Here is a 26345-nt window from a genome sequence, read left to right on the forward strand (position 1 = left end):
GGTGCGGACCGGTCAGGCCGCGCCCCCGCGCTCACGCGCGGGCGCCCGGCCAGCCGGGCCGGATCTCGCCCTCGGCGACGAGGACGGCGGGACCACGCAGGTGGCTGGTCCGCTCGTCGAGGGTCACGGTGAGCCGGCCGCCGAGCACGTCGACGGTCCACTCCCCCATCAGCGGCCCATCTTCCGCCGCCGACAGGCTCGCCGCGGCGACCGCAGTCGCCACCGCACCGGTGCCACAGGATCGGGTCTCGCCGGAGCCGCGCTCGTAGACCCGCATGCCGACGTGCCGCTCACCGAGCGCCTGGTAGAGCTCCACGTTGACGCCGTCGGGGAACACCTCGCGGTCGAACCGCGGTGCCCCGGTCAGATCGAGGGCGGTCACCGGCCGGTCGGTCACCAGGCAGGCCAGGTGCGGGTTGCCCATCGACACCCGCAGGCCGTCATAGGCCCGCCCGGCGACGACGGCCGACCCGTCCCCCAGCACTTCCGGCGGGCCCATGTCCACGCTCACGTCGCCCGAGGCGCCCAGTGTGACCCGCTTGAGCCCGGCCCGGGTCGCGATGTCCCACTCCCCCGGTGCGGCCAGACCCGCGTCGACCAGATACCGCGCGAACACTCGCACGCCGTTGCCGCACATCTCGGCCACGCCGCCGTCGGCGTTGCGGTAGTCCATGAACCACTCGGCGTCGCCGAGCGCCGGCTCGCCCGCCGCCTTGGTGCGGACGACCCGCAGCACCCCGTCGGCACCGATCCCGGCCCGGCGGTCGCACAACGCCGCGACCAGCGACGGGGACGGGTCGAGGTCCCCCTCATGGTCGGGCAGGATGACGAAGTCGTTCTGGGTGCCGTGCCCCTTGACGAACCGCATGCTCAAATCGTACGGTCACCGCCCCGCGCCGGCGTCCGAGGCCGCCGTGACCAGCTCCAGCGCCCGCTCGGCGAGGTCAGTGGCGTCATAGGGCCGCCAGTGCACCCGGGGATCGCGGCGAAACCATGACTCCTGCTTGCGGGCGAACCGCCGCGTGGCGCGGATCGTCTCCTCCTTGGCCCGCTCCTCGGTCCACTCTCCGGCGAGGAAGCGCAGCACCTGCGCGTAGCCGAGGGCACGACCCGCGGTCAGCCCGTCGCGCAGGCCCGCCCTCTCCAGCGTCTCGACCTCCGCCACGAAGCCCGCCGACCACATGTGCTCCACCCGTACGGCGATGCGCTCGTCGAGCTCGGGACGGGGCACGGTCAGCCCGATCTGCACGGCGTCGTACAGGTAGCGATAGTCGGGCAGGGTGGCGGTGAAAGGGCGACCCGAGATCTCGATCACCTCGAGGGCCCGGACGACGCGGCGCCCGTTGCTCGGCAGGATCGCCGCGGCGGCCGGCGGGTCGAGCCCGCGCAACCGCTCGTGCAGGATCTCGGGCCCGCGCTCGGCGAGCTCTTCCTCCAGCCGTCCGCGCACGGCCGGATCGGTGCCGGGGAACTCCAGGTCGTCGAGGGCCGCCCGGACGTACAGCCCGGACCCCCCGACGAGCACAGGCACATGACCACGACCGTGGACGTCGCCGATCACCTTCCGGCTGAGCCGCTGGTACTCCGCCACGCTCGCGGACTCGGTGACGTCCCAGATGTCGAGCAGGTGGTGCGGCACCTCGCGCCGCTCCCGCCGGGTGAGCTTCGCGGTGCCGATGTCCATGCCGCGATAGAGCTGCATGGAGTCGGCGTTGACCGCCTCACCATGGATGCGCAGTGCCAGCTCCACCGCGAGATCGGACTTGCCCGCGGCGGTCGGCCCGACCACCGCGATCACGTTCGTACGCGTCACGAACCTCATTGTGGCCCCTCGGCGCGCACTGCCGGGCATGGGGCGGTTCCTGATGAGTGATGACCGAAAACGGGTATAGATCCCTACATCAGTGATGGGGCGGCCGGCTTCGCCACCGTCGCGGCACCATTTCGGGGGAGCGGAGATGTCGATCGTCGACAGGGTGAAGAAGGCGCTCGGCCAGCACAGCGACAAGGTGCATCGGGGCGTCGACGAACTCGGCGGCAAGCTCGATGAGAAGACCGGCGGCAAGTACTCCGACAAGATCGACAAGGCCGAGCGGAAGATCAAGAACATGACCGACGATCGGGGCGATCAGCCCGGCGGCCGGTCCGCCTGATCCCTGCGCCAGCTCGCCGCGAAGTATCCGACGCCGTACGGCGCCTCCGCGGCCAGCAGCTCGGCGGCGAAGCGGCCATCACCGGCCGCGCCGGCCAGGACCTGCCACGCCGCCCGTCCCGCCACCCGGAGCTCACGCGAGATCTCCGGATCGAGGCGGGCGAGCGCGGTGATCTCGGCACCGCCGAGAGCGCGCGCCACGCCGTCGTCGTAGTCCTCGGCCCGCTCGTCCAGATAACCGGGCGCCTTCTCGGTGCGGCACGCCGACCCGTCGCCCATCACCAGCAGGCCCACCCGTTGCGCCGACTCCGCCAGCTCCCGCCCCAGGCGCAGGCATTCGGCGGGCGCGGCGTCCCAGTCCACCGACTGGAACCGCACCGTTCCCACGGCCGCCCCGCCCAGGCCGCCGACCCGGCGGGTCGCGGCGTCGGCATCGGCACCGGCATCGGCATCGGCATGAAGAATCCCCGCCCTGGTGAGCAGCCAGCGGCCGATCGTCAGCGACAGCGGCAGCCGCGGAAGCCCCGCGCCGAACATCAGATCCAGCCCGTAACGCCGCAGGCTCCCGGCGGCGTCGGCACCGTACGTCCGCGTCTCGGCGTCTCCGCCGACCACGACGAGCAGATCGAGCCCCCCGGGGGCGACGAGCCGGCGCACGGCCTCGTCACAGGCGGCGCGCAGCTCACCGAGTTCGGCGGCGGCCCCGCTCGCCACCTCGGGCACGAGCACCGGCGGATGGGCGCACACCGCCGCCCCGATCAGCATTTCGCGCCCGTCCCGCGCGGCAGGGACGGCAGGGACGGCACGGGGCACGAGCGCGCGGTCGAGGGCACGGCGGGCGGCGGGGAGGTCAGGACCGGGTGGAGCAGCCGGAGGTCACCGCAACGGGCGCCGGCCGTCCGACGGTCGGCATCCCGAGCGAGACCCCCGACCCGCCCGCCGGCCGGCCCTGGCGGGCCGCCCAGGCGTCACCGGCGCGCGTACGGCGCAGCGCCCGTACCGGGCCGTCTGCCACCAGGTGATGCGGCGCCGCGTAGGTCACGTCCACGGTGACCACGTCACCCGGGCGCGGGACCTCGGCCTCGGTGCCCAGCCCGAAATGCACGAGCCGGTTGTCGGGGGCGCGGCCGGACATCCGCTGCCGAGCCTCGTCCTTACGGCCCTCTCCCTCGGCGACCAGCACGTCGAGCGTGCGGCCGAGCTGCCTGCGGTTCTCGGCCCAGGAGATCTCCTCCTGCAGGGCCACGAGGCGCTCGTAGCGCTCCTGCACGACCTGCTTGGGCACCTGCCCGTCCATCGTCGCCGCCGGCGTGCCCGGCCGCTTGGAGTACTGGAAGGTGAACGCGCCGGAGAACCGCGCCTCGCGCACGACGTGCAGGGTCTGCTCGAAGTCGGCGTCGGTCTCGCCGGGGAAGCCGACGATGATGTCGGTGGTGATGGCGGCGTCCGGGATGGCCTCGCGCACCCGCGAGATGATGCCGAGATAGCGCTCCTGCCGGTAGGAGCGCCGCATGGCCTTGAGCACCGCGTCGGAACCGGACTGCAGCGGCATGTGCAGCGACGGCATGACGTTGCCGGTCTCGGCCATCGCGGCGATCACGTCGTCGGTGAAGTCCCGCGGATGCGGCGAGGTGAAGCGCACCCGCTCCAGACCGGAGACCTCCCCGCAGGCGCGCAGCAGCTTGGCGAAGGCCGCGCGGTCACCGAACTCACTGCCGTAGGCGTTGACGTTCTGGCCGAGCAGCGTGATCTCCAGTACGCCCTCGGCGACCAGTGCCTCGATCTCCCGCAGGATCTCGCCGGGACGGCGGTCCTTCTCCTTGCCGCGCAGCGCCGGCACGATGCAGAAGGTGCAGGTGTTGTTGCATCCCACCGAGACCGACACCCAGGCGGCGTACGGCGACTCCCGGCGGGTCGGCAGCGTCGAGGGGAAGACCGACAGGGACTCCTCGATCTCGACCTGTGCCTCCTCGCGGATCCGCGCGCGCTCGAGCAGCACCGGCAGGGAGCCGATGTTGTGGGTGCCGAAGACCACGTCGACCCAGGGCGCGCGCGACACGATGGTGTCGCGATCCTTCTGGGCCAGGCAGCCGCCGACGGCGATCTGCATGCCGGGGTGGCCGGCCTTGACCGGTCGCAGGTGGCCGAGGTTGCCGTAGAGCCGGTTGTCGGCGTTCTCACGGACGGCACAGGTGTTGAAGACCACCACGTCGGCGTCGCCGGCGTCGTTCTTCACGTACCCGGCGGCCTCGAGCAGCCCGGCCAGCCGTTCCGAGTCGTGGACGTTCATCTGGCAGCCGTACGTGCGGATCTCGTAAGTGCGGGAGTGCGCGTTCACGCCGTCCGCCACCGGTGCCGAGCCGGGTGCGGAGGCCGCGCGCGTGGCGGCGAGAGGAGTCGCTGAGTTGGTCATGACAACGTCCTAGGGTACGCGCCGGGCGGAGCGGGTCGCGAACTCTCTTGGAGCCGCCCCGGCCGCGCGGGCCGATCATGCGGCGGCGCCCCGGACCGCCCCGGGGACAACAGATCCGTGATCGGATCGGTACCCGTCCAAGGATTGCCCGGCGGTCAGCATGACGTAAAGTTCCAGCTCATGACGGACAGCGGCAAAGTGGCCAGCGACACGCCCTCAGGCGGCGGCCCCCTCGTCGTGCTCGAGAAGGTTAACAAGTACTTCGGCGACCTGCATGTCCTCCAGGACATCGACCTGACCGTTCATCGCGGTGAGGTCGTCGTCGTCATCGGGCCATCGGGCGGCGGCAAATCCACCCTCTGCCGGTCGATCAACCGGCTGGAACCGATCGACGACGGAAAGATCCTGGTGGACGGCGAGGCGCTGCCCGCCGAGGGCAAGCAGCTCGCCCGGCACCGCGCCGACGTCGGCATGGTGTTCCAGTCGTTCAACCTCTTCGCCCACAAGACGATCCTCCAGAACGTCACCCTCGGGCCGATCAAGGTCCGGAAGGTGGCGAAGTCCACAGCGGACAAGGAGGCCCTCGAGCTGCTCGAGCGGGTCGGGATCGCCAACCAGGCGGAGAAGTATCCCGCTCAGCTCTCAGGCGGGCAGCAGCAGCGGGCGGCGATCGCCCGCGCCTTGGCGATGCGGCCCAAGGTGATGCTGTTCGACGAACCGACGTCGGCACTCGACCCCGAGATGGTCAAGGAAGTGCTGGACGTGATGACGAGTCTGGCCGGCGAAGGCATGACCATGATCGTGGTCACCCACGAGATGGGCTTCGCCCGGAGGGCCGCCAACAAGGTGATCTTCATGGCGGACGGTCAGATCGTCGAGGAGAACACCCCGGACGAGTTCTTCACGAACCCGCGCACCGACCGCGCCAAGGACTTCCTTTCCAAGATTCTCACCCACTGAGCCGCAGGGGACGCGGTTCCCGCAGAAAAAGCAGAGGTAAGAGAGCATGCGAGTACGTCGAATCGGTGTGGCACTGGCCGGAGTCGCCGCGGTAGGAATGGCGCTGACGGGCTGTAGTGAGAAGAAGGCGTCATCGGTCGCCGACAAGGACAAGCTGATCATCGGGGTCAAGTACGACCAGCCGTCGCTTGGCCTGAAGACCACCAGCGGCGTCGAGGGCATCGACGTCGATGTCGCGAAGTACATCGCCAAGAAGCTCGGTGTCGCGGAGAAGGACATCGAGTTCAAGGAGGCGCGCTCGGCGAACCGCGAGACGTTCCTGCAGAACGGTACGGTCGACATGATCATCGCGACCTACTCGATCACCGAGGCGCGCAAGCCCAAGGTGACGTTCGCCGGCCCCTGGGTCATCACCCACCAGGACATCATGATCCGCTCCGACGACACCTCCATCAAGGACCTCGCGTCCCTCAAGGGCAAGAAGCTGTGCGCGGTGTCGGGCTCCAACTCCTGGAAGAACATCACCGAGGGTCCCAACAAGCTGAACCTCAAGGTGGCCACCGAGACGGTCCCCGCGCAGGGCTACGACGAGTGCATGACCAAGCTCAAGGGCAAGTCGATCGACGCGATCTCGACCGACGCCACCATCCTCGCCGGGTTCGTCAACCGCGAGGGCTCCTCGTTCAAGGTGGCCAACGCCGCGTTCACCGACGAGAAGTACGGCGTCGGCCTGAAGAAGGGCGACACCAAGGGCTGCGAAGCGATCAACAAGGCCATTGCCGACATGTACAAGGACGGCACCGCCCAGCAGCTCTGGACGAAGTGGTTCGGAAAGGCCAACCTTCCCTTCGAGACCGCGCAGCCGCCGGCCGAGGGCTGCGCCTGATCCGCTGAACGCCGACCAACGCGCCGGTGAGCCCTGCCCGGGCTCACCGGCGCCGGTCCTAGGAGCACCATGAACTGGAACGTCCTCTTCGACTTCAGCCCGCTCGTCGATGAATTCGACAAGATCCTCGGGGCCTTCTGGTCGACGATCCGGCTGTCACTGATGACCGGCGTCCTGGCGTTGATCCTCGGGACGATTCTCGCCGGCATGCGGGTCTCCCCGACACCGGTGCTGCGCGCGGCGGGCACGTTCTACGTGAACACCCTGCGCAACACGCCTCTGACGCTCGTGCTGCTGTTCTGCAGCCTGGCGCTCAGCGACACCCTCGGACTCAAGCTGTCCAACGTGTCGACCGTGAACTTCTACTGGCTCGCGGTCTTCGGCCTGTCGGCCTACACCGCGGCGTTCGTCTGCGAGGCGCTCAGATCCGGCATCAACACGGTGCCCGTCGGGCAGGCCGAGGCCGCCCGCGCGATCGGCCTGACGTTCACCCAGTCGCTGCGCATGGTCGTCCTGCCGCAGGCGTTCCGGGCCGTCATCGCCCCGCTCGGCAGCATCACCATCGCCATGATGAAGAACACCACGGTGGTGCTGGTCGCGAGCTACCTCGAGGCGGCCGCGCTGATGAAGGACATGTTCGAAGAGTACGGCGCGACGCTGCCGATCTTCCTCGGCTTCGCGGCCGGCTTCATGATCTTGACCCTGCCGACCGGCTTTCTGTTCGGCTGGGCGGCCAAGCGATGGGCGGTGGCACGATGACAGTCACGACCGAGGCGCCCACGCCGAAGGCCCGGCCGGCCCGGAAGAGCAAGCAGCAGGTCTCGGTGCTCTTCGACGCCCCGGGTCCCCGCGCCAGGCTGCGCAACAACGTGATCACGCTCGTCGCCGCGGTGATCCTGCTCGGGATCGTCTACGCGATCGTGGCCAGGCTCAACGAGGCGGACCAGTTCCAGGGCAAGCTCTGGGAGCCGTTCCTCGACGGCAAGGTCTGGACCGAGTTCATCCTCCCCGGCCTGGTCGGCACGTTGAAGGTCACCGTGGTCGCGGCCGTGCTCGCCATGCTCTTCGGCATCGTGTTCGGGCTCGGCCGGCTCTCCGACCACTGGTGGGTGAGGTGGCCCTCCGCCGCGATCGTCGAGGGCTTCCGCGCCATTCCGCTGCTGTTGCTGATCTTCTTCATCTTCTCCGGACCGCCCACCATCGCCAACGGGCTGAACCGCGAGTTCCCGGAGGTCACCGCCTTCACCGCCGTGGTGATCGGGCTCACGCTCTACAACGGCTCCGTGCTCGCCGAGATCGTCCGGGCCGGGATCAACGCGGTGCCGAGGGGACAGTCCGAGGCGGCCTACGCGGTCGGCCTGCGCAAGGGCGGCGTCATGCGCCTGGTCCTGCTGCCGCAGGCCACGACGGCGATGCTGCCGGCGATCGTCAGCCAGATGGTCGTGCTCCTCAAGGACTCGGCGCTGGGCTGGATCGTCGCCTACGAGGACCTGCTCAACGCGGGCTTCCGCGTGGTCGGCGCCAACTACGGCAACCTCATCCCGGCCGCCATCGTCATCACGCTGATCTACATCCTGCTCAACATGGCGCTCGGCTATCTCGCGCAGTGGCTCGAGGGCCGCAGCCGCCGCAGCCGAAAGTCCGCGGCCACGACCCTCAGCGCCGATCCGAACAAGCTGCCGGAGTCCGGCCTCGGCGGCGGCGTCGCTTAGGTGTGACCGACCCGAACCCGGACGCCAGAACGATGCTCCAGGGCCGGTGGGACAGCCCGTCCCGCCGGCCCGTGCGGCGCTCTGACCGTGGATCATCCGCAGAGCGACGACCTCGTATCTTTACGACGCCAACTGTCCTGTCATTGCCCCAATGACCACCCGTTTGCGGGACGATTCCCTTATGACCGATCGCGTTACCTCTCCCTTTGGTTCCTGGCCCTCCCCGATCTCCGCCGCCGACGTCGCCCGAGGGCAGCTCCGCCTCGGTTTCCCCAGCGTGCAGGGCAACGACGTGTGGTGGCAGGAGACCCGGCCGGAAGAGGGCGGGCGAACCACGGTCATGCGTTTGCGCGGTGGGCGGGTGGCCGAGGTGCTGCCGGCGCCGTGGAACGCGCGCACCCGTGTGCATGAGTACGGCGGCCGGTCCTACTTGGCGATCCCCTCGGGCGGCGATCACGTGATCGTCTTCGCCGAGTATGAGGACCAGCGGCTGCACCGGCTCGACCCGGGCGACGCCGAGCCGCGTCCGCTGACGCCTGAGCCCGCCGTCCCCGCCGGGTTGCGCTATGCCGATTTCGTGTCGTCCCCCGACGGCACCGAGGTCTGGTGCGTCTGCGAGGGCCACACGCCCGAGGGAGTGCGCCGGGCGATCGTCGCGGTGCCGCTCGACGGCAGTGCCGCCGACGATCCGGCCGCGGTGCGCGAGCTGGTGGCGGGTGCCGATTTCTACGCCTCCCCCACCCCTTCGCCGTCAGGCGGCCACCTGGCCTGGGTGCAGTGGAGCCACCCGCGCATGCCGTGGGACGGCACCGAGTTGCGCGCCGCCGCCATCGAGGACGGCGGGCTCGTCTCCCCCCGTACGGTCAAGGGCGGGCTCACCGAGTCGGCACTGGCCCCGATGTGGCGCGACGATCACAGCCTCTACGTGATCTCCGACTGGTCCGGTTGGTGGAACATCTACCAGGTCGGCCTGTTCGGAGAGTCCCCGCAGGCGCTCTATCCGGCCGAGGAGGAGTTCACCGGGCCGCTGTGGCAACTCGGCGGGATGCCCTACGCGCTGCTCGGCGACGGGCGGCTCGCGGTGCTGCACGGCCATGGCGACCAGCGCCTGGCCGTGTACGACCCCGAGACCCTCGAACTGACCGACCTCGCCACTCCCTACAGCGACTGGCGGGTCGCGCTGTCCGCGGACGGCTCCACCATCGTGGGGATCGCGGGCGGCCCCTCGGTGCCCACCTCGGTCGTCCGGGTCGATGTCGCCACCGGCCGCGTCGAGAGCCTGAGCCACGAGCTGCGTGAGCCGCCCGACCCGGCCTATCTGCCGGCACCGCGCGAGGTGCAGCTCGAAGGACCCTTCGGGCGTCCCGTGCACGCCTACGTCTACCCGCCGGCCAATCCGCGGTTCCAGGCCCTCGACGGCGAGCTTCCGCCGTACGTGATCTTCGTGCACGGCGGGCCGACCGGGCGCGCGTCGAGCATGCTCAACCTCGAGCGGCCCTACTTCACCAGCCGTGGCATCGGGGTCGTCGAGGTCAACTACGGCGGCTCCACCGGCTACGGCCGCGCCTACCGTGAACGGCTGCGCCGGCAGTGGGGCGTGGTCGACGTCGAGGACGCAATCGCGGCCGCCGAGGCCCTCGTCAAGAACGGCATCGCCGACCCCGACCGGCTCGCCATCCGCGGCGGCAGCGCGGGCGGCTGGACGACCCTCGCGGCGGTGACCAAGAGCAGCGTGTTCAAGGCCGCGACGTCGTACTACGGGATCAGCGACCTCACGTCGTTCCTGACCGAGACGCACGACTTCGAATCGAGGTACCTCTTCGGCCTGATCGGGCCGATGCCCGGCTTCGAGCGGGCCTATGAGGAGCGTTCCCCCCTCAACCGGGCGGACCACACCGCATGCCCGGTGCTGCTGCTCCAGGGCCTCGACGACCCCATCGTGCTGCCCGCGCAGTCGGAGAAGTTCGCCGCCGCCCTCGCCGACAAGAAGGTGCCCTACGCCTACCTCGCCTTCGAGGGCGAGTCGCACGGCTTCCGCCGGGCCAAGACGACGATCACTTGCCTGGAGTCGGAGCTGGCCTTCTACGGCCAGACGCTGGGCTTCGAACCGCGCGAGGTCGACCCGATCGAGCTGCGGGTCGGCACGCCGCCCACCACCTTCGGCCGGACCGGACCGGCCCAGCCGACCGGCCCCCTGCAGACGCCGGACCAGGTTCAGAACCCCGGCCCCCCGCAGAACCCGGGCGCCGCGCACGGCACCGGCCACGGTCAGGGCACGGCCCCTGGGCACCAGCCCGGTGCCGGGCACGAGAGCGGCCCGGGGCGCGACGCGGGGCCGATCCAGCCGCCCGTCTGATCCACCCGGCCCCACGCGGCCACCCAACCGCCGGTGGGCCGGCGGCCGCCCTCGCGCGGGCCACCGGGCGGTCAGCGGGCGAACTCGGTGGCGCGTGACTCGCGTACGACGGTGACGCGGATCTGTCCCGGATAGGTCAGCTCGTCCTCGACCTGCTTGGCGATGTCCCTGGCAATGACCTGGGCCTGGATGTCGTCCACGGAATCGGGCTTCACCATGACACGGATCTCGCGGCCCGCCTGCATGGCGTAGACCTTCTCGACTCCTTCGTGGTTGCTCTTGGCGATCTCCTCCAGCCGCTCGAGCCTCTTGACGTAGGCCTCCAGCGACTCCCGCCGGGCACCGGGGCGGCCCCCGCTGATCGCGTCGGCCGCCTGCGTCAGCACCGCCTCGACCGTGCGGACCTCGACCTCGTTGTGGTGCGCCTCGATGGCGTGGACGACATCCTCGTCCTCGCCGTACCGGCGGGCGATCTCGGCGCCGATCAGGGCGTGGCTGCCCTCGACCTCATGGGTGAGCGCCTTGCCGATGTCGTGCAGCAGCGTGCACCTCTTGAGCAGCTGGGCCGGCAGCCGCAGCTCCGCCGCCATGATCCCGGCGATGTGCGCTGACTCGATCAGATGCTTCAGTACGTTCTGGCCGTAGGAGGTCCGGTAGCGCAACTGGCCCAGCAGGGCGGTCAGCTCCGGATGCATGTCCGTGATGCCCAGCTCGACGAGGGCGTCCTCGCCGGCGCGGACGCACAGTTGCTCCACGTCCGACTTGCTGCGCTCGTAGATCTCCTCGATCCGCAGCGGGTGAATGCGGCCGTCGAGCACCAGTTTTTCCAGCGTCAGCCGGCCGACCTCACGACGCACCGGGTCGAAGCAGCTGAGCAGCACCGCCTCAGGCGTGTCGTCGATGATCAGATTGACACCGGTCGTCGTTTCGAACGCGCGGATGTTCCGGCCCTCGCGGCCGATGATCCGGCCCTTCATCTCATCGCTCGGCAGATGCAGGACCGACACGACCGACTCGGCGGTCTGCTCGCTCGCCACCCGCTGGATCGCCAGTGTGATGATCTTGCGAGCCCGCTTGTCGCCCTCCTCGCGGGCACCGCTCTCGATCTCGCGGGTGATGAGCGCGGCCTCCCGCTTGGCCTGGTTGCCGATGGCGGCGACCAGCTCGGCCTTGGCCTGCTCTGCGGTGAGCCCCGCGGCCTGCTCAAGGACCTGGCGCCGCTCCTCGTCGAGCCGGTCCAGCTCCGCGCCGCGCACCTCGAGAGAGCTCTTGATCTCGGAGAGCCGCCGGGCCCGTTCCTCCAGCCGGCGAACCTCGTCGTCCAGCCGCTGCTCCCGCTCGGCCAGCCGGGTCTCCCGGCGCTCCAGGTCGTCCCGGAGCGACCTCAGGTCGTCCTTGAGGACCTTGCCCTCGTCTTCGAGCTTGGTGCGGGTCGAGCTGGCGACCTCCTGAGCCTGCGTCTCGGCGTTGCGCAGGATCTCCTCGGCGTCCGCCCGGGCCTTGGCGCGGGTCTCGTCGGCCTCGCGCTGGAAGGCGGTCAGTTCCTCTTCCGACGGCCCCTTGTCCGAATGAGGGCGACGCAACAGAACGATCAGAAGAGCGACGAGGGTGATCAGTAGCGCCGCACCCAGCAGGACGCTCTCCATGGCGGCAGACCCCTTTCCTCGGCGCCGGCTCCACGGGGGGCTCGGGGAGCCTTGCAACGCGAGGGGTCACACGCGCGCCTGACAGCTCACCACCGCGCCGGCACAGGAGCGCCGGGCAAGCGCCATCGCCCGGAATCCGGCCGCACAGCGGAATCCGCAGGAACCTGCCCATCGGCCGCATGGGCCGAAGTCGTGTCTCGTAAGCCTTTCAGCCGCTCGAACATGCTCGGTCGTATGGCAATCCGCAGTGCGCGGAGTAACTCCTCACTGCCGTAACGGTAAGCGGCGAGCAAGTAATGAGCAAGCAAAGCACTGGCAATACGGACTAACCACACGATCACGTCAAGTGATCGTCAGGGCCGCCAAAGCTCCCGTCAAGGGCCCTACCGGCCACGTTACGAAGCCGACCGGCGGCAGAGCGGCACCGGAAGCAGGCCGAGATCGCTCGGATGTCCGGGCGTGTCGGTACTACTCGTCCATGACGGGTGGGAGGTCTTCGAGGTCGAGGCCCTCCGTCTCGAGGCCCTCCGTCTCGAGGGCCTCCTTGACGACGCGGTAGGACAGCCCCGGCGGGTAGCCCTTGCGGGCCAGCAGCCCGACCAGGCGGCGCATCCGTTTGGCCGGATCGTGCCCGCGGGTCGCGGCGAGCCGCCTGGCGATGAGCTCCCGGGCCGCGTTCTCCTCCGCACGGGGGTCGAGGGCCGACACGGCGTCGGCGACGGTCTCGTCGGCGACCCCCCGATGCCGGAGCTCGGCGGCGAGGGCACGCCGGGCGAGGCCGCGGCCGGCGTGCCTGGACTGGACCCATGCCTCGGCGAACGCCCTGTCGTCGATCAGCCCGACCTCGGTGAACCGGCCGAGAACGTCTTCGGCGACTTCGTCGGGGACGCCGCGGCGCTGGAGCGCGTCGGCGAGCTGCGCCCGGGTGCGCGGAGCCACGGTGAGCAGCCGGAGGCAGACCTCGCGGGCGACCGATTCAGGCGCCGCCGGTGCCTCGTCGGTGCCCGCCGCAGAGCTCTCGGCACCCCGGCCACCGATCAGGCGACGCCCCCGCGTACGAGGCCGGTCCGCTGTCATCGCGGGCTCCGGGCAGAGGCGGCGGCACCGCCGGGGAAGGACTCTCGCGTCACAGTCGCACCGGGCCCGCCACCGTGGGCCGAGCCGGCGAATCTCCATCGCGAGGTACGGCGCCGCCGCCGCCCATCAGAACTGATCATCGCTCACACTTGGTCAATAGTCACCCCGGTCGGATGAATTCTCGTCAGGAATCACCCGGCTTCGCGCCCTTGGCCCCACCGCGCCGGGTGGACGTCGCCGCCGGAGCGGGAGGAGTGCTCGCCGCCGATGCGTCACCGGGCGCCTCGGCGGGCTTGTCCACTCGCGGCCCGACTCCCAGCTTTTCCTTGATCTTCTTCTCGATCTCGTCGGCCATGTCGGGGTTGGCCTTCAGGAAGTTCCGGGCGTTCTCCTTGCCCTGGCCGAGCTGGTCGCCCTCGTAGGTGTACCAGGCACCCGACTTGCGGACGAAGCCCTGCTCGACGCCCAGGTCGATGAGGCCGCCCTCCCTGCTGAAGCCATGGCCGTAGATGAGGTCCATGTCGGCCACCCGGAACGGGGGTGCCATCTTGTTCTTCACGACCTTGACCCGCACCCGGTTGCCCACCGCCTCCGTACCGTCCTTGAGCGTCTCGATCCGCCGGACGTCCAGTCGCACCGACGCGTAGAACTTCAGCGCCCGCCCACCGGTGGTCGTCTCGGGTGAGCCGAACATCACGCCGATCTTCTCGCGGAGCTGGTTGATGAAGATGCAGGTCGTCTTGGTCGAGCTGATGGCGCCGGTGAGCTTGCGCAGCGCCTGGGACATCAGCCGGGCCTGGAGGCCGACGTGGGAGTCGCCCATCTCGCCCTCGATCTCGGCGCGCGGCACGAGGGCCGCCACCGAGTCGATGACGACGATGTCGACCGCGCCCGAGCGGATCAGCATGTCGGTGATCTCGAGCGCCTGCTCACCGGTGTCGGGCTGGGAGACGAGGAGGGCGTCGGTGTCGACGCCGAGCCTCTTCGCGTACTCCGGGTCGAGCGCGTGCTCGGCGTCGACGAACGCGGCGATGCCGCCCTTCTTCTGCGCGTTGGCGACCGCGTGCAACGCGATCGAGGTCTTTCCGGAACCTTCAGGCCCGTAGATCTCGATCACACGGCCGCGCGGGAGGCCGCCGATGCCCAGAGCGACGTCAAGGGAGATCGAGCCGGTCGGGATCACCTCGACCGGGACCCGCCCCTCGTCGCCGAGCCGCATCACTGAGCCCTTGCCGAACTGACGCTCGATCTGGGCGAGCGCGGTCTCGAGAGCCTTCTCCCGGTCGTTTGCTGCCATGAGTTGTCCCTGCCCTTATCCCCGGTCGGGGTCGTTGCCCGTCATTGGTCGAAGGCGACGTTACGGGGACCCGCCGACAGTTTCGAGCCCCTGCTGCACCTGTGGAAAACGTCGCACGTTGGGCCTCAGCTTACCGAACACAAGTTCGATCAGCGGTCGCCACGCCGATTTGTCCGAGAATCCCAGTGCGCCACCGCACCGCCGCGCCGTACTCTGGCGCCTCAGGCGATCGACCGGGGCACATCATGACGCTGACAATCCTCTTCTGCGCAGACCCCCTGACCCCCAGGCGCGCCGATCCGCACTTCGGCCGCGAGGCGGCGACCGTGAACGCCGGCGGCGGCACGGTGGCCCTCATCGACCACGACGCGCTCCAGCGGGGCGACGCCGCCGGGGCCGTGCGGCGCGTTCCGAAGGACCTCGGCCCCGCGTGGTACCGCGGCTGGATGGTGACCTCCGCGGAGTACACCGCTCTCGCCAAAGCCCTCAAGGACCGCGGCACGACCCTTCTCACCCTGCCCGAGGACTACCGGCGCGCCCATGAGCTGCCGGGCTGGCACGACACCTTCGCCGGCCTCACCCCGCACAGCGTCTGGCTGCCGCTCTCCCCCGGCGGGTCTCTCTCCGAGGAGCGCCTCGACGAGCTCGTACGGCCGCTGGCGGACGGCCCCGCCGTCGTCAAGGACTACGTGAAGTCGCGCAAGCGCGAGTGGCACGAGGCCTGCTTCGTCCCCGACGTCCGCGACACCGCCGGCCTCCACCGGGTGGTCACCAGGATGGTCGAGCTCCAGGACGACTTCCTCGCCGGCGGGGTCGTGGTGCGCGAGTACGAGGACTACGAGGGCGACGAGGCACGGATCTGGTGGGTCGACGGCGAGCCCGCGCTGGTCGGCCCGCACCCTGACACGCCGGAGACCTATCCGGAGCCGCTCCTGGACGTGGTGCGGCCGGCCGTGCGCACGTTCGGGTGCAGGTTCATCACCACCGACCTGGCCCGCGCCGCCGACGGCCGGTGGCGGGTCGTGGAGGTCGGCGACGGTCAGGTGAGCGATCTTCCGGCGAGCGCCGACCCCGCCGACCTGTACGTGCACCTGCCCGATCCGACCTGACCCGGCGTCCGGGCAGGCGTTCCCGGCGACGTCCGGGCGGGGTCACGCGCCGGCCCCGAGCCGAGGGGCTCGCGGTCCTCGCGGTTCAGCGCAGCCGGTCGGGCACCTCGAAGGTGGCGCAGACGGCGCCCCAGACCCTCTTGGCCGGCTCGCCTTCGGCCAGCGCCTGATCGACCGTGCGCCCGCCCAGCTCGGCCAGGACGTAGTCCTTCGCGACGCTCGCGGCGTAGGTGTCGCCGAACTGCTGCTTCATCCGATCCCAGAAAACCGTCAACCGCACGTTTCAACGCTACCGGCACTCGCTCCCCCGCGGACGGCCGCGCTCCTGGCGGGACCTGTGTCATCCGGCACTGATCGTCCCGTTCCGACGTGCGACTGTGCGTTCAGGAGGTTTCCATGGCACGTACCCGCCCGGACAATGGAGCGATCTCACTGAGCGGCCTGCTCAACTTCTGCGCCGTCGTCATCCTGGTGTGCGCACTGTTCCTGATCATCGATGTACGGCACCGCATGACCGGCTACCGCGCCGTCTACGGCCAGGGCGTCCAGGGGACCGCCACCGTGACCGACTGCGGATCACATCTGATCAGCACGTACTGCGTCGGCGACTTCACGTCGGCGGACGGCCGGGTGAAGAGATCCGAGATCCGCGTCAACGGAGCGGCGGAGCTGCTCGAGGAGACCGGGCGCGGCCCCCGCTCCGCCGCGCCCGTACTCGTCCCCGCGGTGATGTCGGACGCCGGAGCCGGCGAGGCGTGGACGCTCCAGGGCAAGCCGTGGCTGCGGCCGGGCAAGGCACAGCTGCTGGCCCTGGTGCCCGTGGCCGCCCCCGTGGTGGTGCTGTGGATCCTGCTGCGCGGAGGACCGGGCGCCAGGCGGCAGCGGATCGACCACGTCCGTTTGATCAGGAGCCGCCGGACGCACCAGCGCGAGATCGCCAGGATCCGCCGCGGCCGCGCCGGCTGAGGGCCGCCCGGCCGGGGCGTGGGCCGTGGAGGGGGAGCGATGCCCACCGCTCCGTCTCGATCTGTCGGTGGGGCGAGGCAGGATGGGAGCCGTGAGCGTCGACGTGCTCGAACTCTTCTCCCCGGCCACTCGTGCGTGGTTCAGCGGGGCCTTCGCCGAGCCCACGACGGCTCAGGCCGGGGCCTGGGAGTCGATCGCGCGCGGCGACAACACGCTGGTCGTCGCGCCGACCGGCTCGGGCAAGACCCTCGCCGCCTTCCTGTGGTCACTCGACCGGCTGGCGTCCGGCCACCCGGCCGCACCCGGCCCGGGCGGCCCGGGAGACGGCGGCGGCGGGCCCGCCGACGCGCGCGGGGACGGGCGCCGGGACGGGCCTGGAACGAACGGCGCTCAGGGTGGGCGCGCGGGCGACGTGGATCCACGGCGGCGCTGCCGGGTGCTCTACGTGTCGCCGCTGAAGGCGCTCGCCGTCGACGTGGAGCGCAACCTGCGCGCGCCGCTGACCGGCATCCGGCAGGCGGCCCGCCGGCTGGGGCTGCCCGAACCCGACGTGCGCGTCGGCATCCGGTCCGGCGACACCCCCGCCGACGAGCGCAGGCGGCTCGCGACCAAGCCTCCCGACATCATGATCACGACCCCTGAGTCGCTGTTCCTGCTGCTGACCTCGCAGGCCCGCGAGGCGTTGCGCGGCGTCGAGACCGTGATCATCGATGAGGTGCACGCGGTGGCCGGCACCAAGCGAGGCTCGCACCTGGCGCTGTCGTTGGAACGGCTCGACGCCCTCCTCGACCGGCCCGCGCAGCGGATCGGCCTGTCGGCGACCGTGCGCCCGGTGAACGAGGTGGCGGCCTTCCTCGGCGGCGGCAGACCGGCGACCGTCGTCCAGCCCCCGTACGAGAAGCGGTTCCAGCTCGACGTCGTGGTGCCCCTGGAGGACATGGCCGAGGTGGGCCGGTTCGTCGACGACTCCGGTGTCGCCGATCCGCGCAACCGGTCGATCTGGCCGCACGTCGAGGACAAGGTGCTCGACCTGATCGAGGCCCATCGGTCCACCATCGTCTTCGCCAACTCGCGGCGGCTGGCCGAGCGCCTGTGCGGGCGCCTCAACGAGCTGGCCTACGAACGCGCGCTGGGCACGGACCCGTCCGACGTCACCGCCCTGTCGGAGACGGAGGGGCCGTCCGCGGCGCGGCGTGGCCCGGCCGAGGTGATGGCCCAGGCCGGCGGGGCCGGTGGGGCGCCGGCCGAGATCGCCAGAGCGCACCACGGCTCGGTGTCCAAAGAGGAGCGCGCCGGCATCGAAGAGGCCCTCAAGCAGGGGCGGCTGCCCGCGGTCGTGGCCACCTCGAGCCTCGAACTGGGCATCGACATGGGTGCCGTCGACCTCGTCGTGCAGGTCGAGTCGCCGCCGTCGGTGGCCGGCGGCCTGCAGCGGGTCGGCCGGGCCGGGCACCAGGTCGGGGCCGTGTCCAAGGGCGTGATCTTCCCGAAGTACCGGGGCGACCTGGTGCAGACGGCGGTCGTGGCCGAGCGGATGAAGACGGGCGCCATCGAGGAGCTGCGCTACCCCCGCAACCCGCTCGACGTGCTCGCCCAGCAGATCGTCGCGATGGTGGCGATGGACGAGTGGACCGTCGACGAGCTCGATGGGCTGGTGCGGCGAGCGGCCCCGTTCGCCACCCTGCCGAGATCGGTGCTCGAGGCGACCCTCGACATGCTCGCCGGGCGCTACCCGAGCGACGAGTTCGGTGAGCTGCGCCCGCGCCTCGTGTGGGACCGGGTCACCGGCGTGCTGCGGGACCGTCCGGGAGCACAGCGGCTGGCGGTGACCAGCGGCGGCACCATCCCCGACCGCGGACTGTTCGGCGTCTTCCTGGTGGGCGAGAAGAGCTCGCGCGTCGGCGAGCTCGACGAGGAGATGGTGTACGAGTCCCGCGTCGGCGACGTGTTCGTGCTCGGCGCCAGCTCATGGCGGATCGAGGACATCACCGCCGACCGCGTGCTGGTCTCCCCCGCCCCCGGGCAGCCGGGCAAGCTGCCCTTCTGGCACGGCGACGCCGCGGGCCGCCCGGCCGAGCTCGGCCGGGCCCTCGGGGTGTTCAGCCGCGAGCTCGCCGGGATGGCGCCCGACGAGGCGCGAGCGCGGGTGCGCGCCGCCGGCCTCGACGACTGGGCGGCCGGCAACCTGCTCTCCTACCTGGTCGAGCAGCGTGAGGCGACCGGATACGTCCCCGACGACCGCACCCTGGTGGTCGAGCGGTTCCGCGACGAGCTCGGCGACTGGCGGCTCGTCGTGCACTCGCCCTTCGGCGCCCGCGTCCACGCGCCCTGGGCACTCGCCATCACGGCGCGGCTGCGCGAGCGCTACGGAATGGACGCACAGGCCATGCACGCCGACGACGGCATCGTGCTGCGCGTGCCCGACACCGAGGAGCCGCCGCCCGCCGATCTGGCCCTGTTCGACCCCGATGAGCTCGAGCGCATGGTCGTCGACGAGCTGGGGGCCTCGGCGCTGTTCGCGGCCCGGTTCCGCGAGTGCGCGGCCCGCTCGCTCCTGCTGCCCCGCCACCGGCCCGGCAAGCGGATGCCACTGTGGCAGCAGCGGCAGCGTGCCGCGCAGCTGCTGGCCGTCGCGAGCAGGTACGCCTCGTTCCCGATCGTGCTCGAGACGGTCCGCGAGTGCCTCCAGGACGTCTTCGACGTGCCCGGCCTCGTCTCGCTGATGCGTGACCTCGCCGGTCGCAAGGCCCGCCTGGTCGAGGTCGAGACACCGGTACCGTCGCCCTTCGCCAGGTCGTTGCTGTTCCGCTACGTCAGCGCGTTCATGTACGAGGGCGACTCGCCGCTGGCCGAACGGCGGGCCCAGGCTCTCGCCCTCGACTCGACGCTGCTGGCCGAGTTGCTCGGCCAGGCCGACCTGCGCGAGCTGCTCGACCCCGACGTCGTCGTCGAGGCGGCCATGGAACTTCAGCGGCTGACCGAAGACCGGCGGGCCCGCGATCTCGAGGGCGTCGCCGATCTGCTGAGCGGTCTCGGCCCCCTCACCACCGCCGAGGTCGCCGAGCGCTCCCGGCCCACCGGCACCGCACCCGGCGGCGAACCCGAGGCCGGGCCGGCCGGGCTCGAGCCCGGCCGGCCGGAGGACGGGCCGCCGGAGGACGGGCCGCCGGCCGACACCGCCCTGCTGCGGGCCGGCCGGTGGCTGGCCGAACTGGAGGAGACCCGCCGGGCGATCCGGGTGCGCATCGGCGGGATCGAGCGATGGACGGCCATCGAGGACGCCGGCCGGCTGCGCGACGCGCTGGGCGTCCCGCTGCCGGTGGGCGTCCCCGAGGCGTTCCTCGAGCCGGTCGACGATCCGATGGGCGACCTGCTCAGCCGCTATGCCCGCACCCACGGGCCCTTCTCCGCCACCGAGGCCGCCGCGCGCTTCGGCGTCGGCGGCGCGGTCGTCACCGAGACCCTCCGCAGGCTCGCGGCCACCGGCCGCGTCGTCGAAGGCGAGTTCCTCCCGGTGGCGGTGCTCACCTCGCGCACCGCCGAGACGACCCGCGGGCCGGCCGGCACCGAGTGGTGTGACGCGGGGGTCCTGCGGATGCTGCGCCGGCGATCGCTGGCCCGGCTGCGCGCCGAGGTCGAGCCGTCGCCGCCCGAGGCGCTCGCGCGCTTTCTGCCCGCCTGGCACGGCATCGGCACCGGCCGGCTCCACGGCATCGACGCCCTCGTTCAGGCGATCGAGCAACTGCAGGGCGCGGCCATCCCCGCCTCGGCGCTGGAATCGCTGGTGCTGCCCGCGCGCGTACCGGGTTACTCACCGGCGCTCCTCGACGAGCTCACCTCGGCCGGCGAGGTGATCTGGGCGGGTCAGGGCGCACTGCCCGGCGGCGACGGCTGGCTGTCGCTCTACCTCGCCGACACCGCACCGCTCCTCATGGCCGAACCCGCCGAGATCACGCTGACGCCCCCGCACGAGGCGGTCTTGGAAGCGCTCGCCGACGGCGGCGCGATGTTCTTCCGCACCCTCGCCGACCGCGTCGGCGGCATTCTGCGCGGGCGTGACGAGAACGCCGTCCCGCCGGGCGACCAAGACCTCATCGCGGTGCTGTGGGACCTCGTGTGGGCCGGACATCTGACCAATGACACCCTGGCGGCGCTCCGCGCCACGCTCGGGTCCGGGCGCCCGGCGCACCGTCCGCGGGCCACCCGGCGAGGCCGTCCGGTGCTGCCCTCCCGTACCGGCCCGCCGACGGTGGCCGGCCGCTGGTGGCTGCTGCCCGCCCGCGAGGGCGACCCGACGCGGCGCTCGCACGCCCTGGCCGAAACGCTGCTCGACCGCTCCGGCATCGTGATCCGCGGAGCCGTCACGGCCGATCGCACGCCCGGCGGGTTCGCGGCCGTCTATCCGATCCTGCGCGCCTTCGAAGAGAGCGGCCGATGCCGGCGGGGCTACTTCGTCGAAGGCCTGGGCGCGGCGCAGTTCGCTCTGCCGGGAGCGGTCGACCGGCTGCGCGCCATGCGTTCCGACGACGTCCACGGCGCGCTTCGCGCGGTCGTGCTCGCCGCGGCCGACCCCGCGAACCCCTACGGTGCCGCGCTGCCCTGGCCTGAGCGGGCCGAGAGCGGCGCCGGAGGGCACAAGCCGGGCCGTAAGGCGGGAGCCCTGGTCGTGCTCGTGGGGGGCCGGCCGGTGCTCTATGTCGAGCGCGGCGGGCGCACGCTGCTGTCGTGGGCCGACGATCCCGCTGAGCTGCGGCCCGCGGTCGACGCCCTGGCCCTGGCCGTACGGGAGGGCGCCCTCGGCAAGCTGACCGTCGAGCGTGTCGACGGGGAGTCGATCATCAACTCACCGCTCGCCGACGCGCTCGAATCGGCGGGATTCCACCCGACACCACGCGGCCTGCGCCTTCGCGCCTGAACAGGCCGGCCGGGCACCGACCGCTTCGTCTCCGCTGCGGCGCAGGTCACAGATCGACGCAGGACTGTCGGTGGGCGGCCCTATGTTGACACTCGTGGACGTGCGAGTCCGCGGGGATTCGAGTCCGCGGGGACACCGCCCGTCCTGGTCCGGAGGGAGACTCCAGCCGGACCGGCTCTGTCCCGTCTCAGGGTTCCCAGCCCAGGGTCCTCAGCCCAGGGTCTGACCGAGAATCGTCCGCGTGGCTGATGTGAACCAACCGCGTGTTCGGGGATTCTGAGACATACGGGGTTTGGCGGGCGCTGCCCGCGATGAGAACGGGGAACGGCTATGACATCGACGGCACGGTGGGTCATCGCTCAGCGGCGCAGGAGGCTAGTGATCAACCAAACGCTGCGCGACCGCATTCAGCACGATCCGAGGCGGGCCCCGGCCCCGCTCGGCACCGCCACCGACGCGAAGTCGTGACCGGCCGGGCCTGAGCCCGTCCACGCGATCGCCGTCCGGAGGCCTTGAGGGGGCCGGCCCCGCGCGGGGGCGTCAGCTCTCGGTGGTGCTGGAGAACACCTCTTCGCGAGCCCGTACGAGAGCCGCGTGCAGGGCACCGCGGAGCACCGGATTCCCGTCGACCTCGGTCACGGTGACCTGGGGCCGGGTCGGGCAGATGCGCGCGACCGCCGCCTCGATCCGCCCGGCGAGCGGAACTCCGCCCGCCCGCCCGAGATCACCGGCGATCACCATCAGGCCGGGATCGAGCACGATGTTCACCGCGGCGACCCCGTACGAGATGCGGGTCGCGAGTTCGTCGAGGAACGCGCCGCCGCGCGGCTCGTCCGCTGCGGCGGTCCGCACGCACTCGATCGCGGTCGGCTCGGTGAATCCGTGCTCACGCGCCAGTTCCCGCACGGCGTCCGCTCCGACGAGCGAGCCGAACCCGCCCGCCAGGGCGGGGCCTCCCCACGTCATCGACTCGGTGACCCCCTCGGGCAGCGGTACACCCGGGACCGGCAGATAGCCGATCTCACCGGCTCCACCGGACATGCCCCGGTGCAGCCGCCCACCGAGCATGACCGCCAGCCCGATCCCGCGGTCGACCCAGATGAGGGCGAAGTCGTCGGCGCCGGCCGCGGCACCGTACGCCCGCTCGGCCACGGCGACGAGATTCACGTCGTTCTCGATCACCACCGGACGCCGCAAGTCCGTCCGCAACCCCTCCAGCACGCCCTCGTGCCAGGCGGGAAGGTCGAAGGCGAACTGGACGTCGCCCGTACGGGGGTCGACGACGCCCGGAGAGCCGATCACAAAGGCGTTGAGGCGCGATACCGCCACCTTCGCGGACCGGCAGGCCTTCGCGACGGCGTTGTGCACGACCGCGACGGGGTCGGCCGCGCCGTTCGGGTCGACGGTCACCTGGCTGATGATGTGGCCGGTGATGTCGGCGATCCCGGCGGTCACCCCGGACGGCCCGACCTCGACGCCGGCGACGTAGGCGCTCGACGGCACGACGGCGTACAGGGCGGCGTTCGGGCCGCGCCCACTGGCCTGCTGCCCAACGACGTGGACGAGCCCGCGCTCTTCCAGCCTGGACAGCAACTGCGAGGCCGTCACCTTGGACAGCCCGGTACGGCTTCCGATCTGGGTGCGCGTCAGCGGCCCCTCGGCCAGCAGAAGCTCGAGTGCGGCCCGGTCGTTCAGCGCACGCAACAACCTCGGCGTGCCGGGGCCCTGGGCCATGCTCGCTCCTTCTATTTCAATGTGCTAACAGCGGGTATTATTTAGGAAAGTTTCTTGTTATTTTACGTAGCGTCCTACCGACTCAGGCCCTGGGGGCGTGCGCGCAGCGCCGACCGGTAGGAGGGCGCCCCGCGACCAGTGCGAACACGAAGCCGGACATGGCAAGGACCTTACGGGTTTCCAGCCGGTCCGGACCGCCCCACAAGGCGCGAGGCGACGCAGGACAGGGAGATTTCAGTGATTTTGGTGAGGATGACGGCCGGCACGGCCACCGTCGTGGCCGCCCGTCACCACGGTGTGGACAGCGAGTCATGACCGCGTCCGACCTCGGCAGGCTGGCCCGCGCCGCTCTGCTCGTGCCGTTCCCCGGCCCGACCGCGCCCCGCTGGGTGCTGGACCACCTCGAGCGCGGCCTCGGCGGCGTCACGCTGTTCGCCATCAACGGCAACGTGCCCGGCAACACCGCCCTCGCCGCACTGACCGCCGAGCTCCGCAAGGCGGGCGACCCGGTCATCACGATCGACGAGGAGGGCGGTGACGTCACCCGCCTGGCGCACACGACCGGCAGCCCGTATCCGGGCAACGCCGCGCTCGGCGCGGTCGACGACCCCGAGCTCACCCGCCGGGTCCACCGGTCGCTCGGAGCGGAACTCGCCGGTGTCGGGGTGAACCTCAACTTCGCGCCTTCCGTCGACGTCAACACCGCCGACGACAATCCGGTCATCGGCACCCGGGCGTTCGGATCCGACCCGGTACTCGTCGCACGGCACGCCGCCGCGGCGACCGCGGGCCTGCAGGAGGCCGGCGTGGCCGCCTGCGCCAAGCACTTCCCGGGGCACGGGGCCACCCGGGAGGATTCTCACCTGTCCGTACCGATCGTGGACGCCGATCTCGAACTGCTCGACCGCCGCGAGCTCGTCCCGTTCCGCGCCGCCATCGAGGCCGGCGTCAAGGCGGTGATGACGGCCCATCTCAACGTGCCCGCGATCACCGACGGCCAGCCGGCGACGCTTTCGCACGCGGCCATCACGGGCCTGCTGCGCGGTCGGCTCGGCCATGACGGCGTGGTCGTCACCGACGCGCTCGACATGCGCGGCGCGAGCGGAGAGATCGGTATTCCCGAGGCGGCGGTGCGGGCGCTCAACGCCGGCGCCGACCTGCTCTGCCTCGGCTCGCAGGAGTACGAGGACAGCGTGCGGGCCATCCTCGACGCCATCGTGGCGGCAGTCCGGTCGGGCCGGCTGGCCGAGGAGCGGCTGGCAGAGGCGGCCGAGCGCACCGAGCGCCTCAAGGCCTGGCTGGCGCCCGGCGGGGCGGGCACCGTCGACGCGGCCGTCGGCATGGAGGCCGCGCGCCGGGCGGTCCGGCTGTCCGGCGAGCTGCCGGAGGCCGGGTCCCCCCTGGTGATCGAGTTGCACGCGCCTGGCAACATCGCGGTCGGGCCGGTTCCCTGGGGACTCGGCCCCTGGCTCCCGGCCGCGGACCTCGTACGGGTCGACGGCGACCCGGTCGACCCCGCCGATCTGCTGGAACGCGCCAACGGGCGGCCGCTGGTCCTGGTGGTCCGGGACGCCCATCGCGACGCCGGCCAGCGCGAGCTCGTGTCCACCCTGCTGGCCGGCCGCTCCGACGCGGTGGTCGTGGAGATGGGACTGCCGGTCTGGCGCCCCGAGTCCGCGGGGTTCATCGCGACCTACGGAGCGGCGTACGCCAACGGGCGGGCGGCGGCCGAGTTGCTCGGTCTCGCCGGGGAGTAGGCGGGAAGCCCGACTACTCCTATCGGTAAGAGATAATCACCTCATGAGACTGTCCGCCCGAGTCGATTACGCGCTACGCGCGGCCGCCGAGCTCACCGTCGCGGGATCGCACCCGGTAACGGCGGTTCAGCTCGCCGAGGCACAGCAGATCCCGCCCAAATTCCTCGAGAACATCCTCGGCCAGCTCCGCCGGTCCGGCCTGATCCGCAGCCAGCGCGGTCCGGACGGCGGATACTGGCTGGCCAGGCCGGCCGAGCAGATCTCCCTGGCCGACATCATCCGAGCCATCGACGGGCCCTTGCTGGGGGTCCGCGGCGAACGCCCGGAAGATCTCGGCTACTCCGGTGCCGCGCGCTCGCTGCAGGAAGTCTGGATCGCCCTGCGCGCCAGCGAGCGCTCCATCCTGGAACAGGTCAGCCTCGCTCACATCGGCACCGGCGACCTTCCGGACGTGGTGCGCACGCTGACCGCCAACCCCGAGGCATGGGAATCCCCGGCCTTCAGCTGAGGGCCCGCGAGCGCGAGGTCGAAGTGCCGCCGAGGTAGAGATGCCCGAGGGAGACACGGTCTGGCTGACGGCGCGGCGCCTGCACCTGGCACTCGCCGGCCGGCCGCTCACGTACAGCGACTTCCGGGTCCCGGGGCTCGCGACGACCGACCTCCGGGGCCGGAACGTGCACGAGGCGGTCCCGCGGGGCAAGCATCTGCTGATCAGGGTCGATGGCGGGCTCACCGTCCACACCCATCTGCGGATGGAGGGGTCATGGCGGATCCGGCGGCCCTCCACCCGCCCGCCTCGCGATCACCGCATCCGGCTGGCGCTCGCCAACGCCGAGTGGCTCGCGCTCGGGTACTCCCTCGGAGTCGTCGAGCTGCTGCGCACCGCCGACGAGGAGCGGGCCGTGGGCCATCTCGGCCCCGATCTGCTCGGTCCGGACTGGGACCCCGCCGAGGCGGTACGACGTCTGCGCGAAGAGCCGGAACGCGCGATCGGCGAGGCGCTGCTCGACCAGCGCTGCCTGGCCGGGATCGGCAACCTCTACAAGTGCGAGGTGCTCTTCCTGCGCGGTGTGTGGCCGTGGACTCCCGTGCGGGACGTGCCTGATCTGGAAGGCCTCACCACACTGGCCCAGCGGCTGCTCGAGACCAACCGGGCCCGCTGGGCCCAGAGCAGCACCGGATCGCTGAGCCGCGGCGAGACGAGCCATGTCCATGGTCGGCGGGGCGCGCCCTGCCGGCGATGCGGCAACCCGATCCGCAAGGTGGATCAGGGCGGGCGGCTCACGTACTGGTGCCCCTCGTGCCAGCCCGAGCCCGGCTGACCGGCCGCGCGGGCAGCACCACGTGCGGGCGACACTGAAGCCC

At 71.4% G+C, this 26345-nt stretch carries 21 protein-coding genes; 12 read left to right on the plus strand and 9 right to left on the minus strand.

Features of this window, described 5'->3' with window-relative positions; all coding sequences use genetic code 11:
• Positions 1 to 31: 31 nt before the first annotated feature.
• Both dapF and miaA read right to left on the minus strand, forming a co-directional pair.
• The gene (gene dapF, locus HKK74_RS00760; protein ID WP_187240955.1) at positions 32 to 868 is read right to left on the minus strand and encodes a diaminopimelate epimerase; all 837 of its coding nucleotides are present in this window, start codon (positions 866 to 868) and stop codon (positions 32 to 34) included.
• A gap of 15 nt (positions 869 to 883) precedes the next feature.
• Positions 884 to 1813, minus strand: coding sequence for a tRNA (adenosine(37)-N6)-dimethylallyltransferase MiaA (miaA, locus tag HKK74_RS00765; RefSeq protein WP_312881145.1), 930 nt, complete (start codon positions 1811 to 1813; stop codon positions 884 to 886).
• 145 nt (positions 1814 to 1958) lie between these two features.
• On the opposite strand from miaA, the gene HKK74_RS00770 reads away from it, so the two are divergent.
• Positions 1959 to 2153 carry an antitoxin gene (locus tag HKK74_RS00770; protein ID WP_187240957.1) on the plus strand — a complete coding sequence of 65 codons (195 nt, stop codon included), beginning with the start codon at positions 1959 to 1961 and terminating at the stop codon, positions 2151 to 2153.
• On the opposite strand, the gene HKK74_RS00775 is transcribed toward HKK74_RS00770, so the two are convergent.
• Positions 2129 to 2917: a class III extradiol ring-cleavage dioxygenase family protein gene (locus HKK74_RS00775; protein WP_187240958.1), complete on the minus strand. Its 789-nt coding sequence runs from the start codon at positions 2915 to 2917 to the stop codon at positions 2129 to 2131. The genes HKK74_RS00770 and HKK74_RS00775 overlap by 25 nt on opposite strands.
• Positions 2918 to 3002: 85 nt before the next feature.
• Positions 3003 to 4463, minus strand: a complete 1461-nt coding sequence (gene miaB / locus HKK74_RS00780; protein ID WP_425544359.1) for a tRNA (N6-isopentenyl adenosine(37)-C2)-methylthiotransferase MiaB — start codon at positions 4461 to 4463, stop codon at positions 3003 to 3005.
• A gap of 282 nt (positions 4464 to 4745) precedes the next feature.
• Between miaB and HKK74_RS00785 the strand changes: the two genes are divergently transcribed.
• From HKK74_RS00785 to HKK74_RS00805, 5 genes are all read left to right on the plus strand, one after another.
• Positions 4746 to 5525 (plus strand): amino acid ABC transporter ATP-binding protein, encoded by a 780-nt coding sequence (locus tag HKK74_RS00785; protein WP_187240960.1) that lies wholly within the window; start codon positions 4746 to 4748, stop codon positions 5523 to 5525.
• A gap of 46 nt (positions 5526 to 5571) precedes the next feature.
• Complete coding sequence (locus HKK74_RS00790) at positions 5572 to 6411, plus strand: glutamate ABC transporter substrate-binding protein (RefSeq protein WP_187240961.1); 840 nt, start codon at positions 5572 to 5574, stop codon at positions 6409 to 6411.
• 69 nt (positions 6412 to 6480) lie between these two features.
• Positions 6481 to 7170: an amino acid ABC transporter permease gene (locus HKK74_RS00795; protein ID WP_187240962.1), complete on the plus strand. Its 690-nt coding sequence runs from the start codon at positions 6481 to 6483 to the stop codon at positions 7168 to 7170.
• Positions 7167 to 8123: an amino acid ABC transporter permease gene (locus tag HKK74_RS00800; protein ID WP_187240963.1), complete on the plus strand. Its 957-nt coding sequence runs from the start codon at positions 7167 to 7169 to the stop codon at positions 8121 to 8123. Before HKK74_RS00795 ends, HKK74_RS00800 begins: the two co-directional genes overlap by 4 nt.
• 181 nt (positions 8124 to 8304) lie before the next feature.
• Positions 8305 to 10479 (plus strand): prolyl oligopeptidase family serine peptidase, encoded by a 2175-nt coding sequence (locus HKK74_RS00805; protein WP_187240964.1) that lies wholly within the window; start codon positions 8305 to 8307, stop codon positions 10477 to 10479.
• A 71-nt stretch (positions 10480 to 10550) separates the two neighbouring features.
• On the opposite strand, the gene rny is transcribed toward HKK74_RS00805, so the two are convergent.
• The 3 genes from rny to recA form a co-directional block, all read right to left on the minus strand.
• Positions 10551 to 12125 (minus strand): ribonuclease Y, encoded by a 1575-nt coding sequence (rny, locus tag HKK74_RS00810; RefSeq protein ID WP_187240965.1) that lies wholly within the window; start codon positions 12123 to 12125, stop codon positions 10551 to 10553.
• Between the two features lie 468 nt (positions 12126 to 12593).
• Positions 12594 to 13202, minus strand: a complete 609-nt coding sequence (locus HKK74_RS00815; RefSeq protein WP_222721730.1) for a regulatory protein RecX — start codon at positions 13200 to 13202, stop codon at positions 12594 to 12596.
• A 184-nt stretch (positions 13203 to 13386) separates the two neighbouring features.
• Entirely contained in the window at positions 13387 to 14499 is a 1113-nt protein-coding gene (gene recA, locus HKK74_RS00820) for a recombinase RecA (RefSeq protein ID WP_187240967.1), read from the minus strand.
• A gap of 245 nt (positions 14500 to 14744) precedes the next feature.
• Between recA and HKK74_RS00825 the strand changes: the two genes are divergently transcribed.
• Positions 14745 to 15608 carry an ATP-grasp domain-containing protein gene (locus HKK74_RS00825; protein WP_187240968.1) on the plus strand — a complete coding sequence of 288 codons (864 nt, stop codon included), beginning with the start codon at positions 14745 to 14747 and terminating at the stop codon, positions 15606 to 15608.
• A gap of 85 nt (positions 15609 to 15693) precedes the next feature.
• On the opposite strand, the gene HKK74_RS00830 is transcribed toward HKK74_RS00825, so the two are convergent.
• Positions 15694 to 15888: a DUF3046 domain-containing protein gene (locus HKK74_RS00830; protein WP_187240969.1), complete on the minus strand. Its 195-nt coding sequence runs from the start codon at positions 15886 to 15888 to the stop codon at positions 15694 to 15696.
• Between the two features lie 116 nt (positions 15889 to 16004).
• Between HKK74_RS00830 and HKK74_RS00835 the strand changes: the two genes are divergently transcribed.
• Together HKK74_RS00835 and HKK74_RS00840 are read left to right on the plus strand one after the other, a co-directional pair.
• Positions 16005 to 16574 (plus strand): hypothetical protein, encoded by a 570-nt coding sequence (locus HKK74_RS00835; protein ID WP_187240970.1) that lies wholly within the window; start codon positions 16005 to 16007, stop codon positions 16572 to 16574.
• A gap of 82 nt (positions 16575 to 16656) precedes the next feature.
• Positions 16657 to 21489 (plus strand): Lhr family helicase, encoded by a 4833-nt coding sequence (locus HKK74_RS00840; protein ID WP_187240971.1) that lies wholly within the window; start codon positions 16657 to 16659, stop codon positions 21487 to 21489.
• A 540-nt stretch (positions 21490 to 22029) separates the two neighbouring features.
• Here HKK74_RS00840 and HKK74_RS00845 read toward each other — a convergent pair.
• Positions 22030 to 23223: an ROK family transcriptional regulator gene (locus HKK74_RS00845; protein ID WP_187240972.1), complete on the minus strand. Its 1194-nt coding sequence runs from the start codon at positions 23221 to 23223 to the stop codon at positions 22030 to 22032.
• A gap of 311 nt (positions 23224 to 23534) precedes the next feature.
• Here HKK74_RS00845 and HKK74_RS00850 point away from each other — a divergent pair, with 311 nt between their 5' ends.
• From HKK74_RS00850 to HKK74_RS00860, 3 genes are read left to right on the plus strand one after another with little or no spacing between them, the layout of a single operon-like run.
• On the plus strand, positions 23535 to 24980 hold the full coding sequence (locus tag HKK74_RS00850) for a glycoside hydrolase family 3 protein (RefSeq protein ID WP_187240973.1): 1446 nt from the start codon (positions 23535 to 23537) through the stop codon (positions 24978 to 24980).
• A 43-nt stretch (positions 24981 to 25023) separates the two neighbouring features.
• Complete coding sequence (locus HKK74_RS00855; RefSeq protein WP_187240974.1) at positions 25024 to 25488, plus strand: RrF2 family transcriptional regulator; 465 nt, start codon at positions 25024 to 25026, stop codon at positions 25486 to 25488.
• 40 nt (positions 25489 to 25528) lie between these two features.
• On the plus strand, positions 25529 to 26302 hold the full coding sequence (locus HKK74_RS00860) for a DNA-formamidopyrimidine glycosylase family protein (protein WP_187240975.1): 774 nt from the start codon (positions 25529 to 25531) through the stop codon (positions 26300 to 26302).
• Positions 26303 to 26345: the final 43 nt, after the last annotated feature.

The sequence above is a fragment of the Actinomadura alba genome (genome assembly GCF_014323705.1).
Taxonomy (GTDB): domain Bacteria; phylum Actinomycetota; class Actinomycetes; order Streptosporangiales; family Streptosporangiaceae; genus Actinomadura_C; species Actinomadura_C alba.

Bases quoted from the DNA above. Each gene is read 5' to 3' on its own strand.
- dapF (WP_187240955.1), bottom strand. From the start codon at position 868: ATGCGGTTCGTCAAGGGGCACGGCACCCAGAACGACTTCGTCATCCTG.
- HKK74_RS00770 (WP_187240957.1), top strand. From the start codon at position 1,959: ATGTCGATCGTCGACAGGGTGAAGAAGGCGCTCGGCCAGCACAGCGAC.
- HKK74_RS00775 (WP_187240958.1), bottom strand. From the start codon at position 2,917: ATGCTGATCGGGGCGGCGGTGTGCGCCCATCCGCCGGTGCTCGTGCCC.
- HKK74_RS00785 (WP_187240960.1), top strand. From the start codon at position 4,746: ATGACGGACAGCGGCAAAGTGGCCAGCGACACGCCCTCAGGCGGCGGC.
- HKK74_RS00790 (WP_187240961.1), top strand. From the start codon at position 5,572: ATGCGAGTACGTCGAATCGGTGTGGCACTGGCCGGAGTCGCCGCGGTA.
- HKK74_RS00795 (WP_187240962.1), top strand. From the start codon at position 6,481: ATGAACTGGAACGTCCTCTTCGACTTCAGCCCGCTCGTCGATGAATTC.
- HKK74_RS00800 (WP_187240963.1), top strand. From the start codon at position 7,167: ATGACAGTCACGACCGAGGCGCCCACGCCGAAGGCCCGGCCGGCCCGG.
- HKK74_RS00805 (WP_187240964.1), top strand. From the start codon at position 8,305: ATGACCGATCGCGTTACCTCTCCCTTTGGTTCCTGGCCCTCCCCGATC.
- rny (WP_187240965.1), bottom strand. From the start codon at position 12,125: ATGGAGAGCGTCCTGCTGGGTGCGGCGCTACTGATCACCCTCGTCGCT.
- HKK74_RS00815 (WP_222721730.1), bottom strand. From the start codon at position 13,202: ATGACAGCGGACCGGCCTCGTACGCGGGGGCGTCGCCTGATCGGTGGC.
- recA (WP_187240967.1), bottom strand. From the start codon at position 14,499: ATGGCAGCAAACGACCGGGAGAAGGCTCTCGAGACCGCGCTCGCCCAG.
- HKK74_RS00825 (WP_187240968.1), top strand. From the start codon at position 14,745: ATGACGCTGACAATCCTCTTCTGCGCAGACCCCCTGACCCCCAGGCGC.
- HKK74_RS00835 (WP_187240970.1), top strand. From the start codon at position 16,005: ATGGCACGTACCCGCCCGGACAATGGAGCGATCTCACTGAGCGGCCTG.
- HKK74_RS00840 (WP_187240971.1), top strand. From the start codon at position 16,657: ATGGGAGCCGTGAGCGTCGACGTGCTCGAACTCTTCTCCCCGGCCACT.
- HKK74_RS00845 (WP_187240972.1), bottom strand. From the start codon at position 23,223: ATGGCCCAGGGCCCCGGCACGCCGAGGTTGTTGCGTGCGCTGAACGAC.
- HKK74_RS00850 (WP_187240973.1), top strand. From the start codon at position 23,535: ATGACCGCGTCCGACCTCGGCAGGCTGGCCCGCGCCGCTCTGCTCGTG.
- HKK74_RS00855 (WP_187240974.1), top strand. From the start codon at position 25,024: ATGAGACTGTCCGCCCGAGTCGATTACGCGCTACGCGCGGCCGCCGAG.
- HKK74_RS00860 (WP_187240975.1), top strand. From the start codon at position 25,529: ATGCCCGAGGGAGACACGGTCTGGCTGACGGCGCGGCGCCTGCACCTG.